This is a genomic window from Paenimyroides baculatum (assembly GCF_008629655.1).
Lineage (GTDB): Bacteria > Bacteroidota > Bacteroidia > Flavobacteriales > Flavobacteriaceae > Flavobacterium > Flavobacterium baculatum.
In genome coordinates, this window is the sequence record NZ_VWSG01000003.1 from 310,554 (window position 1) to 324,827 (window position 14,274).

The following is a 14,274-nucleotide window of genomic DNA, read 5'->3' on the forward strand; positions in this document are numbered from 1 at the left end:
TTATAATTAAAAAAATGAAAAAATTAGCATTATCATTAGTATTAGTAGCTTCAGTTGCATTCGTATCTTGTAAAGATACAGCTAAAGAAACTACAACTGAAGAGACTACAGTTGAAACTACAACTACAGAAGCTCCAGTTGTTGAAGAGGCTCCAGTTGTTGAAGAAACTACTACTACAACAGAAACTACTACTGAAGCTGCTCCAGCTACAGAAGCTCCAGCTACAGAAGCTCCAGCTACTAAGTAATTTCTAGTTAAGATAGAAAACTAATTAAGCCTTGCATTGCAAGGCTTTTTTTTTGCTTTATAATTTAGGTTTACTAAATCAATTAGTTGATTGTTTTATATCTGCTTACTAAATCTATCTAAAAAAAGATTCTTCACTTCGTTCAGAATGACAAAAAAATCAATTTAAAAGATTATAGGAATTTTCAATTTCAAATCTATCCCTAAATAAAAAAGGATGTTTAAATTTAAACATCCTTTTTTATTAGTTAACCGTTGTGGGGTTTAACGGTATTGCCAAATCTTGTTTGATAAATTCACCACCAATCATTGGTATGAATAAGCGGTTGTATTTTTCACCTTCTGTTTTAGAATGTAATACACCACGCGTTGTGTTCATTGTAAACATTGCTAATTCTTGTAATAATCCTTTTGGTAAAATTAACTGCTCTCCTTTAACGAAGAACTCCCATCCTGCAGGTTCAAATTCAAATTCGCAAGAAACAGCTACATCAATAACTTCAACTTTGTCTAATAAAAATTTGAATTTAGCAATGGTTTTTACAAACTTCTTGTCATTGTTAACGCCAAACTGAAAATCAAAATTTAAGTCTAAAGTTCCGTTTTCTGTATCAACTTCATTTACTTTAAAATCTTCTGTTGTAATATTAATTAATCTGAAATTAATATTTACCGGTTGTTCACTCATATTATTTATTTGATATTTAATTATTCAACTCAATTAACTGTTCTAAATAAGAACGATCATTAGATAAACGCGGAATTTTATTTTGTCCGCCTAATTTATCTTTTTTGCTCAACCATAAATGAAAAAGGTCTGGCTGTGCCACATTTAAAACCAATTCATTCAAGGTCATGCTATTGTAACGTTTGGCTTCGTAATCAGAATTTATTGTCTGTATATTTTCATCGAGCCTTTTTGTAAAAGCCTTTAAATCATCAGGATTCTTTTTAAATTCAATCATCCATTCGTGCCCACCTTTTTCTTTATCCTTCATAAAAACAGGTGCTACAGTGTACTCCACGATATCAACATTAAACTCTTTCGCCGTTTTTGCTATGGCTGTATCGGTATTTTCGATCATTAATTCTTCTCCAAAAACATTAATATAATGCTTTGTTCGACCCGTAATTTTAATTCGATACGGACTTAACGACGTAAAACGAACGGTATCGCCAATTAAATAACGCCATAAACCGGAATTTGTGGTTATTACTACGGCGTAACTTTTATTGATTTCAACACCCGCTAAAGATACTGTTTTTTGATTAGATGTACCAAAAGTATCCATTGGAATAAATTCATAAAAAATTCCATAATCCAACATTAGCAGCATATCGTCGGCATTATTTCGATCCTGAATGGCAAAAAATCCTTCGGAAGCGTTGTAATTTTCGTAAAAACGAAACGAATCTTTAGGAAACATTTTTTTGTACTGATCGCGATACGGTTCAAAACTGATCCCGCCGTGGAAATAAACTTCTGCATTTGGCCAAAGTTCCAGCAAATTATTCTTTCCGGTATCTTGCAAAACATTATTTAGCAAAACCATTAACCAAGATGGCACGCCAAGTAAACTGGTAACATTCTCGTTTTTTGTTTCTTTAACAATGGCTTTCATTTTCTCTGCCCATTCGTTCATTAAAGAAATTTTATTGCTTGGTGTTGATCCCAATTCTGCCCATAACGGTAAATTATCGATCAATATTGCAGACAAATCACCAAAAACGGTATTGTTGTCTTCATACAACTGCTTGCTTCCGCCCAAACGTAAACTTTTACCTGTAAAAAGCTGCGATTCTTCGTTATTGTTCAAATACAAACAAAGCATGTCTTTGCCGGCTTTGTAATGGCAATTCTCTAAAGCATCTGAACTTACGGGAATAAACTTACTTTTTGCATTGGTTGTTCCGCTAGATTTTGCAAAGTACTTAATAGGTTCGGGCCAGTAAATGTTGGTTTCGCCTTTACGGCTGCGTTCAATCAGTGGCTCTACATCTTCATAAGCAGCAACCGGAACACGGTCTGCAAACTGTTCATAGGTTAAAACAGATGAAAAATCGTACTTCTTCCCTATTTCGGTATACTTTGCCCGCTGAACTAAATTCAACAGCAATTCGTTTTGCACTTCGTGCGGATATTTCATAAACAATTCAATCTGATGAATACGTTTTTTTAAAATCCACGAAACAATAGAGTTAATAATAGATAATGCCATGTGCTTTTAATTGTGCTAAAATGCAAAATGAATAGATTACTTTGTATTTTTACAATTCATTCAAAAATATAAAAAATCTAATGCAATACGAAGGAGTTTTAAATAAAATGCACACCGAATTTTTAAATCCTATACAATATTATTTGGTTTTTGATCAGGCTTTTATCAACATGAACCAGGTGATTAACAAACAAATTGAAATTCAGCATATTGGCTATCAATGTTTAAATTGCAAAAAAGAGAAAAAAATCTTTAGACAAGGTTTTTGTTACGATTGTTTTATGAAGAGTGCTGCTGCCGGCGATTGGATTATGCGTCCAGAATTAAGCACGGCACATTTAGGAATTGAAGATCGTGATTTAGCGTATGAGCAAAAAGTACAACTGCAACCTCATATTGTTTATTTGGCTGTTGCCAGCGATTTAAAGATTGGTGTTACCAGAAAAACGCAGGTTCCTACAAGATGGATTGATCAAGGTGCATCGTTTGCGATTGCAGTTACCGAAGTTCCAAACAGATATTTGGCAGGAATTACCGAAGTTTCTCTGAAAAATCATTATACTGATAAAACCAACTGGCGAAAAATGTTGACAAATCAAATTTTGAATGTTGATTTGAACGAGGCTGTTAAGAACATTGAGCAGTTTTTACCTGACGAGATTATTCCTTATTATAAAGAAACCAATCACGAAATTTACGAGTTGAATTATCCGGTTGAAAAATATCTTACAAGCTGTAATAGTTTGAATTTAGATAAAACTCCGAATTATTCAGGCAAATTAATCGGTATTAAAGGTCAATACCTACTTTTTGAAGACGGAACGGTTTTTAATGTTAGAAGCTACGAAGGTTTTAAAGTAAATGTGAGTGTTTTGTAATTTAAAAATTTACTCAATAACCAACGCCCTTTACAATTTGTAAAGGGCGTTGGTTTTAACTAACACTCAACTATTTAATATTTAAATGATAAGGCATCATTGCTTGAATACCTTTACTTTGTTTAAGATAATTCATACGTTGTAGTAATTCATAATTTTCTGTACCGATTTCACTTTTAATAGCATCTTCTTTAACGCTTGATACCGACATTCCTAAAAATTTGCGGAATAAATCAGCTAATTCTACTTCATATTCTGGGTATAATGAAACTTTGTAATCATCTGTTTTAACTAATTTGGCTGCATAAGTAATAGCATCATCTAAACTTCCTAATTCATCAACCAAGCCTAATTGTTTAGCCATAGTTCCTGTCCAAACTCTACCTTGAGCCATTTCATCAACTTTAGCTTTATCCATTTTTCTACCTTCAGCCACACGTGAAATAAAAGTATCATAAATAATTTCGATGCTCTCTGTAAGTGTCTGCTTATACTTTGGCGACATCTCTTCAAAAACACTGTAACCAGTTGCGTTTTCGTGTGTTTTAACTGCTTCGGCATTAACTCCAAATTTATCTGCTACCTTTTTAAAGTTCGGCACCATACCAAAAACTCCGATAGATCCTGTAATTGTTCCCGGTTCTGCAAAAATTTTGTTGGCATTACACGCAATATAATATCCGCCCGATGCCGCAACATCTCCCATTGAAACAATTACCGGTTTTACTTTTTTGGTAAGTTCAATTTCTCTCCAGATAATATCAGAAGTTAAAGCACTACCTCCCGGTGAATTAACACGTAAAACAACCGCTTTAATTTTATCGTTTTTACGCGCTTCTTTCAATGCACGGTTTATTGATCCTTCGCCGATGGTATTTACATTTCCTTCACCACCTTGAATTTCGCCTTGAGCAAAAATTACTGCAATTTGATCTTTAGCCGAAAATTTCTTAATATTTAAATTTACATCTTTAATATAATCTAAAATATCAATTTCGTTAATATCGTCATCATACTTAATATCCAACGCTTTTTTTATTCCGTTTTGATATTGATCAATGTAAGCAATTTTATCGATCAATTTATTCTGAAGCGCCAAATTTGCATTTCTAGCATCTAAATTCGTTGCGATATTATTTAATGTTTCAACCGAAATTTTACGGTTTTTAGAAATATCGCCAACATAAGATTCCCAGATCGAATTTAAAAGAACGGTTAACTGTTCACGGTTTTCATCACTCATAGTTTGCTGTAAAAATGGTTCAACAGCACTTTTATATTTTCCGTGACGAATCACTTCCATGTGAATTCCAGTTTTTTCCTGCAGATCCTTCATATAAAGAACTTCAGAAGCCAAACCTTTAAAATCGATGCTTCCCATTGGGTTCATGTAAACCGTATCGGCTACCGACGCCAAATAATATTCGCCTTGTGAATAATAATCGGCATAAGCAACAACAAACTTTCCTGTCTTTTTAAATTCGGCCAACTTATCAACAATTGCCTTACGCTGTGTTGATCCTAAACTTGTGGCATTATTTTCAATTGAAATTCCTTTGATTTTATCATCGGTTTTTGCATAATCAATCGCCTGTAAAACGTTAATCAATCCGTCATTATTCGTTTCTTTATAATCGAAATCTTCAATATAAATACTTCCGCCGTAATCGTTAGAAACGTTTTCTAAATCTAATTTAATTATCGAATTGCTTTTGGTTGATTTCCCTGAAGACGAACTACCTGCCGATGCAACCACGCCAATTATCAGCAATAAGAAGAAAGACATCATACAAAATAGGATGATTCCTACAAATGTTGCCAGTACGTTTTTTATAAAATTCATTTTAATTGTTTTAATCTATATTTAGGTTAGTATGCAGAATGTAGAAAATGTTACAAAAATTTTAAAACATTGTCTATTTTTGCATCATGCACACGTACAATAAAGTAGTTTTAGCTTTAGGAAGCAATTTAGGGAACAAGAAAGAACACCTGCAAAACGCCATAAACCACATACACAACCACATTGGTTTTGTAGCGCAGGCATCGGCAATTTACGAAACGCCTTCGTGGGGTTTTGAAAGTTTTCCGTTTTATAATATGTGCATCTTAATCCACACAAATTTATCGCCCGAAAAACTTTTGGTTGAACTAAAAAAGACTGAAAAAATATTGGGTAGAACAACAAAAAACACCGAAAATTATGAAGCAAGAACGGTTGATATTGATATTGTTTATTTTAACGATTTGATTTTTAATTCGACTGATTTACAGATTCCTCATAAAGAACTTCAAAACAGAAAATTTGTTTTGGTTCCTTTAAACGATTTGATTTTCGATTGGAAACATCCCATTTTACAGAAATCAACACAAGAATTATTAGTGATTTGTGATGATGAATCTGAAATAAAACAAATTGATTATATTGATTTACCGAAAGACGATTTTGCTATTGGAAATATAAAATTCTTGGCTATTGAAGGAAACATCGGATCTGGAAAAACATCTTTAGCTGAAAAAATTGCCCAAGATTTTAATGCAAAACCTATTTTAGAACGCTTTGCAGATAATGCTTTTTTGCCAAAATTTTACGAGGATCAGTTGCGATATGCTTTTCCGTTGGAAATGTCGTTTCTTGCAGATAGATATTCGCAATTAAATCAAGGTTTGGGACAGTATAATTTATTTAATGATTTTATAGTTGCCGATTATTACATATATAAGTCGTTAATTTTCGCTCAAGTTACGTTAGATACAGACGAAGCATTCCTCTACAGGTCCATTTTTGATGTAATGAACAAAGAAACCACAAAGCCCGATTTGTATGTTTATCTGCATCAAAACACAGAAAATTTGCTTCAAAACATAAAAAAACGCGGGAGAACTTACGAGGAAAATATTCAAGCAGCCTATTTAGACAACATCAACCAAAGTTATAGCGAGTTTATTAAAACCCTAACACAAGAAAATGTGTTAATTATTGATGTTTCTAAAAAAGATTTTGTTGAAAATCACGAAGATTATTTAGAAGTATTGAAGCTTATAAATAATAAAATAAAGCAAATTGAAAATTAATTTGCTTTATTAAACTTTCATTTTCTGAAAAATATCCCAAATTACAATTCCGCCGCTTACAGATACATTTAAAGAATGTTTGGTACCTAATTGCGGAATTTCAATAACTGCATCACTGCTGTCAATAACCTGTTGGTTGACACCTTTTACTTCGTTACCAAAAAACAATGCGTATTTAACATCGCTTTCAACAGTAAAATTGTTCAGCATTATAGACCCTTCTACCTGCTCTACCGAAAGTATTTTTACGTTTTCTTTTTTTAAACAATCAACCACCTGCATAACCTCTTTCTCATATTCCCAAGCAACGGTTTCGGTTGCGCCTAAAGCTGTTTTATGAATTTCTTTGTTGGGCGGTGTTGCAGTAATTCCGCACAAATAAATTTTCTCAATTAAAAAAGCATCGCACGTTCTAAAAAAAGATCCAATATTGTGTAAACTTCTAATATCATCAAGCACAACGATAATCGGAGTTTTTTCTGCCTGTTTAAATTCTTCGGTATTTTTGCGGTTTAAATCGTCTAAAATTAATTTTTTCATTATAAAATTTTAAAGCCCTAAAGATACCATTTTATAAAACTTCCGCACAACTATTTCAATTTTGAAAGTAACTTTTGTCTTAAAAAATATTCTTGCGATTTTCTTTTTTATCTGTTTTTCAGACAATACCTTTGCACAAAAAATCTAAAATATGTTCGCTAACGTTGTAAAACATATTATTACGTCGCAAATTATCATATATACCGTTCGGTGTTTGTTGGGCTTTTTAATTGGATATTTCCTAATGATAAAATTTCCGAAATTTGAATTATTCTGGACATTATTATCGATCCTTTTAGTGATTTCACCCGAAGGAAAAGATTCCCAAAAACTGACTATTGACCGTGTTCGATCTAATTTTATAGGATCTATCGTTGGATTATTATGTCATTTAATTTATTCAACAAACCTGTATGTTTTAATTGGAGGAATCATATCAACCGTAATTATCTGTTATCTTTTTAAAGTAATGAATATGAGTCGTGTTGCAATTGTTGCGTTTTTAATCGTTATGTTGCAATCACACACTTTAGATGAATCCATCGCACCTATTTTTAGATTTTTAACGGTTGCAGGCGGCTGTCTTATTGGTTTAACTATTACGGTTTCCACCTCAATCGTCATTAAAAAGTTACGCAAACATTATAACATCAATTCTTTATCAAAAATTTAATAAAAAATTACACAACCTGTTTAAGTTGCATTCTTTTTGTGTTTTAGATATGGTATATTTGTAATCCTATAAAATTTAGAACAATGTCTACAAAGGAAAAAGAGAAAAAAGAAACGCCGTTAATGCAGCAATACAACCAGATTAAAGCGAAATATCCCGATGCTTGTCTGCTTTTTCGTGTGGGCGATTTTTACGAAACCTTTGGCGAAGACGCTGTTCGTACCGCAAAAGTTTTGGGCATTACCTTAACAAAACGCGGCGCAGGATCCAGCAGTGAAACCGAACTGGCTGGTTTTCCACATCATTCCTTAAATGTGTACTTGCCTAAATTGGTAAAAGCGGGTTTACGTGTGGCTATTTGCGATCAGTTAGAAGATCCTAAAACCACCAAAACCATTGTAAAACGTGGCGTTACAGAATTGGTTACTCCTGGTGTTGCTATTAACGATGAAGTGTTGCAATCTAAAAGCAACAACTTTTTGGCGGCGTTGCATTTTGGTAAGAAAAATATTGGAATTGCCTTTTTAGATGTTTCAACAGGCGAATTTTTAACGTCACAAGGAAACGAAGAATATATTGACAAATTACTTCAGAATTTCAAACCGAGCGAAGTTTTGGTTCAAAAAGGAAATAAAAATCATTTTCTGCACAATTTTGGTAGCGATTTCAATCTGTTTTATTTAGAAGATTGGGTTTTTAAAGACGATTACGCTAACGAAAGTTTAACCAATCATTTTAAAACCAATTCGTTAAAAGGTTTTGGAATTGATGAATTGCAGGAAGGAATTATTTCGTGCGGAGCCATTTTATATTATCTTTCTGAAACACAGCACAATAAAATTCAGCACATAACCAATATTCAGCGAATTGCCGAAGATGCGTATGTTTGGATGGATCGATTTACGATTCGAAATTTAGAGTTGTACGGTTCTGCAAACGAAAATGCCACTACCCTTTTAGATGTGATTGATAAAACGTTGTCGCCAATGGGCGGACGTTTACTAAAACGCTGGCTGGCTTTGCCTTTAAAGGATATTGATGCTATTAACAAGCGTTTTGATGTGGTTGATTATTTTAAATCGAACACCGAAGTTTTACAGAATTTTCAGTATCAAATCAAACAGATTTCTGATTTAGAACGATTGATTTCAAAGTTGGCTACCGGGAAAATATCGCCTCGTGAATTTGTTATTTTGAAGGAAAGTTTAGATGCGATTATTCCGCTGAAAGAAACGGCTTTGAAATCTAAAAATGATGCGTTGAAAGTTATAGGCGATAATTTACATGCCTGCGAATTGCTTCGGGAAAAAATCGCTACAACTATTTCTGCCGATGCTCCCGTTGCCTTGAACAAAGGGAATGTGATTGCTAACGGAATAAATGAAGAATTAGACGAGTTGCGAAATATATCGCATTCCGGAAAATCGTTTTTAGAGGCAATTGAAAAAAGAGAAAGCGAAATCACGGGAATTACTTCGTTGAAAGTCGCTTTTAACAACGTTTTCGGTTATTATATCGAAGTTAGAAACACGCACAAACACAAAGTTCCCGAAACTTGGATTCGAAAGCAAACGCTGGTTAATGCCGAACGATACATTACGGAAGAACTAAAAGAATACGAAGCAAAAATTTTAGGTGCCGAAGAACGCATTTCTAAAATTGAAGCAGATATTTATGAAAAATTCATGATGTGGTGTTCGCAGTACATTCAGCCGGTGCAGATGAATGCCAATTTGGTTGCACAGTTAGATTGTTTGCAATCGTATACGCAATTGGCTATCGAAAATAATTACGTTCGTCCGGCTTTAGAAGACAATCACGTTTTAGAAATAAAAAATGGTCGCCACCCAGTGATCGAAAAACAGCTTTCGGTTGATACACCTTACATTGCAAACGATGTTTATTTAGATACCGATTCGCAACAAATAATCATGATTACCGGACCAAATATGTCGGGTAAATCGGCAATTTTACGTCAAACTGCATTAATTGTTTTGTTGGCGCAAATGGGTTGTTTTGTTCCGGCAAGCTCCGTGAGAATGGGCGTTGTAGATAAAATTTTTACTCGTGTTGGTGCATCAGATAATATTTCAATGGGCGAATCAACCTTTATGGTAGAAATGAACGAAACGGCATCTATCCTAAACAATTTAACCAACCGCAGTTTGGTTTTGTTAGATGAAATTGGTCGCGGAACATCAACCTACGATGGAATTTCTATTGCTTGGGCTATTGCAGAATACATTCACGAACATCCGCAAAAAGCAAAAACCTTGTTTGCAACGCATTATCATGAATTAAACGACATGCATGAGCAATTCAACCGTATTAAAAACTTCAATGTTTCGGTTAAAGAATTAAAAGACAATGTGTTGTTTCTTCGCAAATTAGTTCCGGGCGGAAGCGCACACAGTTTTGGTATTCACGTTGCAAAAATGGCAGGAATGCCTAATTTGGTGGTTCAAAAAGCGCAGAAAATATTAAAGAAATTAGAAGCCAGCCATAAAACTGAAGGAACTGCCGAAGCATTAAAACAAGACGATTTACAACTTTCGATTTTTAAACTGGATGATCCTATTTTGGAAGAAATACGCGATGAAATCACCAATTTAGATATCAATACGCTGACTCCGGTTGAAGCTTTGATGAAATTAAACGAAATCAAAAAAATGGTTTCCAAAAAGAAGTAGTAATATAGTTTTTAGTTGTTAGCTTTAAAACTTTCGACTTTAAGACTTTTGACTTTATAATATGTCGATCAAAAAAAACAAAACCTACCGTAGAACGCGTTATTTGCTTTACAAAGAAACGTTAGTTGATTTTAAAGAACATTTTTGGGCTTTTGTAGGATCTTTCGTTGGTTTGGGAACCATAAGCTTTTTACATTTTGAAGGATTATCAAAATACGACCTTACTTTGATGATTGGATCTTTCGGAGCAAGTTGCGTATTGATTTACGGCGCAATTGGAAGTCCGTTGGCGCAACCCAAAAACCTTTTTAACGGACATTTAATTTCTGCAATTATCGGCGTTACCTGCTATAAAATTTTAGGCGATTATGTTTGGATTGCAGGTCCTTTGGCAGTTTCACTTTCAATTATCGGTATGCAAATGGCAAAATCACTGCATCCGCCTGGTGGTGCAACGGCTTTAATTGCCGTGACCGGTGGTCCGTCTATCACTAATTTGGGTTATGAATATGTTTTTTCGCCCGTGTTTACCGGCGTGTTTATTTTATTTATTGCCGCAATAATTTTTAATAATATTCCGCATAAAAGACAGTATCCCGTAAAATCATTTCCGAGTTTATATAGAAGAAAAGCAAGAAACAAATAAGTTCTTGCTTTTTTTGTTTGAACTATTTAGGACTATTTTTCTTACTTTTAATTAAAAAAATCAAATTCACATTTAAACTTGTCATTCCGGACTTGATCCGGAATCTCAAATATGATTAAAACAATGAGAAGCTGAAACAAGTTCAGCTTGACAAATTGGTTGATAACCTACAATCTCATTAAAAAAGTTCAAAATGAATTTCACAAAATTAGTACCCAACATATTCTACGAAAACATACAAGACGGCATTGAACTTTTTGTAGACTGCTTAACGTTTACAATGGGTTACAGCGATTTAAACTCTGACAATCCTTGCTGTATTGTGGAAAAAGATAATTTACAGGTTTTTCTACATCAGAATAAAGAATATGCCGATAAAGATCGACCTGAAATAAGATTACATACCAACAATATTGACGAAGTTTACGAAAAAGTCGCAAATACACACAAAAAGTTCCTACATCCAAATTTAAAAGGTGTAACCATGCGACCTTGGGGTGCAAAAGAATTTGCTTTGTTAGATGCCACCAACGTTTGCATAATTATTCAGCAGTGGTAATTTCTTTACTTAAATAAGAAAGCAGAAACCCGATAGATTTCTGCTTTTCTGTATGTTTATCTAATCAACAAAAGTATTATAACGACTTACAATATTTTGGTAACCATTTTGAATTTCTGATGCCTGACCTTCTGTAATAGTCTTACTAGTTTCGGCTTCGCGTAAAACTTTACGTAAAGTTGCCAAGAAATTATCGCCTTCTTTATTAAAGCTTTCGTAATAACCTTTTTTGCTTTGTAAAGAAGTTTCGCTTACTTTAAATTCTTTGGCAGTATTGGCTTTAATTTCTTTTTCTAAAACATCGTACTGTTTTTTAATAGCAGGAATATCGTACACATCTTCATTGTATTGATCGGTAACTGCAGTAGTTATATTTTGAGATAGCGTAAGCACTTTTTTGCTTCCTAAAATATAATCTTTCAGCGGATGATCTTTTAAAATAGTTTCTTCTGCGCCATCTCAATTGGCTGAATAATAGCACTTAACTTATCTTCGGCTACATAATAATCGTCTATAAGCTTCATTATTTCAGCTTTATATGTTTGTGCTTTTGCTCCCTTATCGTCTTTGTAATCTTCTGCTTTAATGTAAGTTACAAGCTCGTCGGTTTTCTTTTTAATGTCATCGATCTTTTTTGTAGAATCTGCTACAAGCGTTTTAACGGCTTCTTTATTTTTCCCAAGTGCATCGGGAGCTTCGGTTAATTTAGACATGCTTGGCATTGTGATCGGCGGAATCAAAACCGGAGTTTGTCCAGCAATGAAAGCATCCATACTTCCCAAATACCTTACTACACGTTCTAAATTAGATCGGTTCTTTGAACTTTTCTCAATAAGCCCGTTATTGAACTCGATAATAGCATTGGCATCATCCATATTATCTACTGCAACAACTTCTTTTCCGTCTGCATTTACAGATGCATCTTTTTTACATCCAACAACGGTTAATCCTATACCGCACAGCAATAATGCGGGAAACAAAATCTTTTTCATAATACTTTTTGTTTTAATGATTTACATAATCTTAAAAATATAATTTTTAATTTGATATTCCATTTTTTCATCAAAAAAAATACTGTTGAAAATAACCACAAAAAATATTTCAAAATGGCAAAAAATCATCACAAATAATTTTCATTAAATCAATAACATATACTATTTTTGCAGCTTAAAAACAACGAACAACAATAATGAGTACATCTAAAAAAATTCAATCGGCATTAATTTCAGTATTTGATAAAAACGGATTAGAGCCAATTGTTAGAGAATTGCACAAAAACAACGTAACTATTTATTCAACAGGCGGTACCGAAACGTTTATTTTAGATTTGGGAATTCCGGTTGTGCCAGTAGAAGACGTTACTTCATACCCATCGATTTTAGGCGGACGTGTTAAAACGTTACACCCGAAAATTTTTGGTGGAATTTTGAACCGTCAGGACAACGAAACTGATGTTCAACAAATGAAAGATTATGCAATTCCACAGATTGATTTAGTTATTGTTGATTTGTATCCGTTTGAAAAAACAGTTGCATCGGGTGCTGATGAAGCGGCTATTATTGAAAAAATTGATATCGGAGGAATTTCATTAATCCGTGCTGGTGCAAAGAATTTTAAAGACACCGTAATTGTTGCATCGGTTGAAGAATACGAAACATTCTTGAATTTTTATACAGAAGAAAACGGATCTACAACCTTGGCACAACGTAAATATTTAGCTGCTAAAGCGTTCCATACATCATCGCACTATGACGGAGCTATTTTCAATTATTTCAACCAAGAAATAAACGAACCGGTTTTAAAAATAAGTGAAAGCGAAGCGCAAACTTTACGCTACGGAGAAAACCCACATCAAAAAGGAATTTTCTACGGAAATTTTGACGAATTGTTTGATAAGTTACACGGAAAAGAGTTATCTTACAACAATTTATTAGATGTTGACGCTGCCGTTAATTTAATGAACGAATTTAAAGGCGATGCGCCTACATTTGCTATTTTAAAACACAACAACGCTTGTGGTGTGGCTCAAAAACCAACTATGAAAGAAGCTTATTTGGCAGCTTTGGCTGGTGATCCAACATCGGCTTTTGGTGGTGTTTTAATTGCAAACGGGAACATTGATAAAGAAACAGCAGAAGAAATTAACAAATTGTTCTGCGAAATTGTAATTGCACCAAGCTATGATGCCGAAGCTGTTACCATTTTACAAGAAAAGAAAAACAGAATTATATTAACAATTAAAGATATAAAATTACCAACAACACAGGTTCGTACGTGTTTAAACGGAATTTTATTTCAAGATAAAGACAACGTAACAGATACTAAAGAACATTTAACCAACGTTACTTCTTTAGTAGCTGATGCTGAACAAGTTGAAGATTTATTGTTTGCATCTAAAATTTGTAAACACACAAAATCGAACACTATTGTTTTGGCTAAAAACAAAGAGTTGTGTGCTTCGGGAACCGGACAAACATCTCGTGTTGATGCTTTAAAACAAGCTATTGACAAAGCAAATGCGTTTGGTATTGATTTAACAGATGCCGTAATGGCAAGTGATGCGTTTTTCCCTTTCCCTGATTGTGTGGAAATTGCTAAAAATGCAGGTATTAAAGCTGTTATTCAACCAGGCGGATCAATTAAAGACAATTTTAGCATTGATTATTGTAACGAAAACCAAATGGTTATGATAACCACAGGTATCCGTCACTTTAAACATTAAAAATATAACGGAATAATTTAACTTA

14 protein-coding genes are annotated in these 14,274 nt (G+C 33.6%); 8 read left to right on the forward strand and 6 right to left on the reverse strand.

The window, feature by feature from the left end; genetic code table 11:
* Nucleotides 1-14: 14 nt before the first annotated feature.
* Nucleotides 15-248: a hypothetical protein gene (locus tag F0460_RS06090; RefSeq protein WP_150011272.1), complete on the forward strand. Its 234-nt coding sequence runs from the start codon at nucleotides 15-17 to the stop codon at nucleotides 246-248.
* Nucleotides 249-491: 243 nt separating this feature from the next.
* Here F0460_RS06090 and F0460_RS06095 read toward each other — a convergent pair whose 3' ends face one another.
* Together F0460_RS06095 and F0460_RS06100 are read right to left on the reverse strand one after the other, a co-directional pair.
* A complete protein-coding gene (locus tag F0460_RS06095) occupies nucleotides 492-935 on the reverse strand; it encodes a hypothetical protein (RefSeq protein ID WP_150011273.1) in 444 nt (147 codons plus the stop codon).
* Between the two features lie 16 nt (nucleotides 936-951).
* Nucleotides 952-2,466, reverse strand: coding sequence for a GH3 auxin-responsive promoter family protein (locus F0460_RS06100; RefSeq protein ID WP_150011275.1), 1,515 nt, complete (start codon nucleotides 2,464-2,466; stop codon nucleotides 952-954).
* Between the two features lie 80 nt (nucleotides 2,467-2,546).
* Here F0460_RS06100 and F0460_RS06105 point away from each other — a divergent pair, with 80 nt between their 5' ends.
* Nucleotides 2,547-3,344 (forward strand): DUF2797 domain-containing protein, encoded by a 798-nt coding sequence (locus F0460_RS06105; protein WP_150011277.1) that lies wholly within the window; start codon nucleotides 2,547-2,549, stop codon nucleotides 3,342-3,344.
* A gap of 70 nt (nucleotides 3,345-3,414) precedes the next feature.
* Here F0460_RS06105 and sppA read toward each other — a convergent pair whose 3' ends face one another.
* Nucleotides 3,415-5,187, reverse strand: a complete 1,773-nt coding sequence (sppA, locus tag F0460_RS06110; protein ID WP_150011279.1) for a signal peptide peptidase SppA — start codon at nucleotides 5,185-5,187, stop codon at nucleotides 3,415-3,417.
* Between the two features lie 86 nt (nucleotides 5,188-5,273).
* Between sppA and folK the strand changes: the two genes are divergently transcribed.
* Nucleotides 5,274-6,419 carry a 2-amino-4-hydroxy-6-hydroxymethyldihydropteridine diphosphokinase gene (folK, locus tag F0460_RS06115; protein WP_150011281.1) on the forward strand — a complete coding sequence of 382 codons (1,146 nt, stop codon included), beginning with the start codon at nucleotides 5,274-5,276 and terminating at the stop codon, nucleotides 6,417-6,419.
* 9 nt (nucleotides 6,420-6,428) lie between these two features.
* Here the strand turns inward: folK and F0460_RS06120 are convergent, their stop codons facing one another.
* Nucleotides 6,429-6,959, reverse strand: a complete 531-nt coding sequence (locus F0460_RS06120) for an RNA methyltransferase (protein ID WP_150011283.1) — start codon at nucleotides 6,957-6,959, stop codon at nucleotides 6,429-6,431.
* A 151-nt stretch (nucleotides 6,960-7,110) separates the two neighbouring features.
* Here F0460_RS06120 and F0460_RS06125 point away from each other — a divergent pair, with 151 nt between their 5' ends.
* The 4 genes from F0460_RS06125 (at nucleotide 7,111) to F0460_RS06140 (ending at nucleotide 11,527) form a co-directional block, all read left to right on the forward strand.
* Complete coding sequence (locus F0460_RS06125; protein ID WP_150011285.1) at nucleotides 7,111-7,632, forward strand: FUSC family protein; 522 nt, start codon at nucleotides 7,111-7,113, stop codon at nucleotides 7,630-7,632.
* A gap of 83 nt (nucleotides 7,633-7,715) precedes the next feature.
* Entirely contained in the window at nucleotides 7,716-10,322 is a 2,607-nt protein-coding gene (gene mutS / locus F0460_RS06130) for a DNA mismatch repair protein MutS (protein ID WP_150011287.1), read from the forward strand.
* Between the two features lie 61 nt (nucleotides 10,323-10,383).
* Nucleotides 10,384-10,968 (forward strand): HPP family protein, encoded by a 585-nt coding sequence (locus tag F0460_RS06135; protein WP_150011290.1) that lies wholly within the window; start codon nucleotides 10,384-10,386, stop codon nucleotides 10,966-10,968.
* Between the two features lie 193 nt (nucleotides 10,969-11,161).
* Nucleotides 11,162-11,527 (forward strand): VOC family protein, encoded by a 366-nt coding sequence (locus tag F0460_RS06140; protein ID WP_150011292.1) that lies wholly within the window; start codon nucleotides 11,162-11,164, stop codon nucleotides 11,525-11,527.
* Nucleotides 11,528-11,587: 60 nt separating this feature from the next.
* Here the strand turns inward: F0460_RS06140 and F0460_RS06145 are convergent, their stop codons facing one another.
* Together F0460_RS06145 and F0460_RS06150 are read right to left on the reverse strand one after the other, a co-directional pair.
* Entirely contained in the window at nucleotides 11,588-11,920 is a 333-nt protein-coding gene (locus tag F0460_RS06145) for a hypothetical protein (protein ID WP_150011294.1), read from the reverse strand.
* Nucleotides 11,921-11,961: 41 nt separating this feature from the next.
* Nucleotides 11,962-12,519 (reverse strand): DUF3829 domain-containing protein, encoded by a 558-nt coding sequence (locus F0460_RS06150; RefSeq protein WP_150011296.1) that lies wholly within the window; start codon nucleotides 12,517-12,519, stop codon nucleotides 11,962-11,964.
* A gap of 197 nt (nucleotides 12,520-12,716) precedes the next feature.
* On the opposite strand from F0460_RS06150, the gene purH reads away from it, so the two are divergent.
* Nucleotides 12,717-14,249, forward strand: a complete 1,533-nt coding sequence (gene purH / locus F0460_RS06155; protein ID WP_150011298.1) for a bifunctional phosphoribosylaminoimidazolecarboxamide formyltransferase/IMP cyclohydrolase — start codon at nucleotides 12,717-12,719, stop codon at nucleotides 14,247-14,249.
* Nucleotides 14,250-14,274 lie beyond the last annotated feature (25 nt).

Bases quoted from the DNA above. Each gene is read 5' to 3' on its own strand.
- F0460_RS06090 (WP_150011272.1), top strand. From the start codon at position 15: ATGAAAAAATTAGCATTATCATTAGTATTAGTAGCTTCAGTTGCATTC.
- F0460_RS06095 (WP_150011273.1), bottom strand. From the start codon at position 935: ATGAGTGAACAACCGGTAAATATTAATTTCAGATTAATTAATATTACA.
- F0460_RS06100 (WP_150011275.1), bottom strand. From the start codon at position 2,466: ATGGCATTATCTATTATTAACTCTATTGTTTCGTGGATTTTAAAAAAA.
- F0460_RS06105 (WP_150011277.1), top strand. From the start codon at position 2,547: ATGCAATACGAAGGAGTTTTAAATAAAATGCACACCGAATTTTTAAAT.
- sppA (WP_150011279.1), bottom strand. From the start codon at position 5,187: ATGAATTTTATAAAAAACGTACTGGCAACATTTGTAGGAATCATCCTA.
- folK (WP_150011281.1), top strand. From the start codon at position 5,274: ATGCACACGTACAATAAAGTAGTTTTAGCTTTAGGAAGCAATTTAGGG.
- F0460_RS06120 (WP_150011283.1), bottom strand. From the start codon at position 6,959: ATGAAAAAATTAATTTTAGACGATTTAAACCGCAAAAATACCGAAGAA.
- F0460_RS06125 (WP_150011285.1), top strand. From the start codon at position 7,111: ATGTTCGCTAACGTTGTAAAACATATTATTACGTCGCAAATTATCATA.
- mutS (WP_150011287.1), top strand. From the start codon at position 7,716: ATGTCTACAAAGGAAAAAGAGAAAAAAGAAACGCCGTTAATGCAGCAA.
- F0460_RS06135 (WP_150011290.1), top strand. From the start codon at position 10,384: ATGTCGATCAAAAAAAACAAAACCTACCGTAGAACGCGTTATTTGCTT.
- F0460_RS06140 (WP_150011292.1), top strand. From the start codon at position 11,162: ATGAATTTCACAAAATTAGTACCCAACATATTCTACGAAAACATACAA.
- F0460_RS06150 (WP_150011296.1), bottom strand. From the start codon at position 12,519: ATGAAAAAGATTTTGTTTCCCGCATTATTGCTGTGCGGTATAGGATTA.
- purH (WP_150011298.1), top strand. From the start codon at position 12,717: ATGAGTACATCTAAAAAAATTCAATCGGCATTAATTTCAGTATTTGAT.